Raw genomic sequence first — 1,310 nt, forward strand, 5'->3', positions numbered from 1 at the left:
GGGTTATAGGCCAAAATGTGTGTACAGGATAGCCTGCTTGCCCAGTAGCCAGTAGGGCAAGACCGGGTTGAACATGCTCTGCAACCATGTTCAGTGCCCAATCCCAGAAATCACCCCATATGTGGTGTATGTGCAAACAAGCTCGTCAAGAACGGCAAAACCAGTGCCGGACGCACCAGATGGCGGTGCAAACACTGCGGCTCCTCAGCAATTCAGACGCGCACCGATTCAGCGAAGAAGGCAGACTTCACTAGCTTCATCGCATGGCTGACCAGCACGCAGCCACGAGGCGATTTCGCTACCAGCCCGCGCACCTTCACCCGAAAGATCCAATGGTGCTGGACCGTGACCCCCAGGGTGGCTCCGACAGGCGAAGTCCATGACCAAATCATGCTCGACGGCACCTACTTCAACGGCTGGTGCGTGCTGATCGCCTACACCGGCACCCACGTCATCGACTGGCAATGGTGCGACCAGGAGAAGAACGCGTCCTGGACAGCTCTCATCCGCCGCATTCCTGCCCCTGTTGCGGCGATCGTCGATGGCAACGGACCATTGACGACAACGATCAAGCGACTCTGGCCAACCACCCGCATCCAACGGTGTCACTTCCACATCCGACAGGCCGCGCATCGGTACCTGACCAGGCGGCCCGTCTTGCCGGCGAACAAGGAACTCCTCGGCCTGTTCAAGCTGCTGTCGAAGGTCACCAGCCTCGACGAGGCTGCGAGGTGGATGGCCGCGTTCACCTCCTGGGAAGCACAGTGGGAATCGTTCCTCAAACACCGCACCCAGGTGCGGCCAGGAACACTGCGACCAGCACACGTGAAGCCGGGACAGCACTGGTGGTACACGCATATCAGGACCCGTCGAGCCCACAACCTGCTGGCAGGGCTAATCCGTGACAACCACCTGTTCACGTGGCTCGAACTAGCCGAAGACGGCTACACGATCGCGAAGACCACGAACCCATTAGAGGGCAGCCCGAACAAAGCGATCAAGGACTTCCTGCGAGCCCATCGAGGACTCGACATCGACCATGCCCGCCGTGGAGTCGACTGGCTGTTGTATCTACGTACCGAGGCACCCAAAGACCCGTGGTCTTTCGTTACTCCACGAGCATGGACACAATCGCGCAGCGTCCCGAAGGCGGTGAAACCCGAGACGGGCCGCAAGGAGACGAATCTTCTCTACGGGACGGGATTCAGTGTCGAAGATGGCAATGGGATCCAGAAGGGCTGGGGCGGCAGATCCCAGTGAAGACCAGCATCGACACGCCCTGCCCATACACACATTTTGGCCTATAACCC

At 59.4% G+C, this 1,310-nt stretch carries 1 protein-coding gene; it reads left to right on the forward strand.

Features of this window, described 5'->3' with window-relative positions:
- Positions 1-93: 93 nt before the first annotated feature.
- Positions 94-1,260, forward strand: a complete 1,167-nt coding sequence (locus tag IHE57_RS16135) for an IS1249 family transposase (RefSeq protein WP_209374679.1) — start codon at positions 94-96, stop codon at positions 1,258-1,260.
- Positions 1,261-1,310 lie beyond the last annotated feature (50 nt).

The organism is Brevibacterium renqingii (assembly GCF_017808105.1).
GTDB lineage: Bacteria > Actinomycetota > Actinomycetes > Actinomycetales > Brevibacteriaceae > Brevibacterium > Brevibacterium renqingii.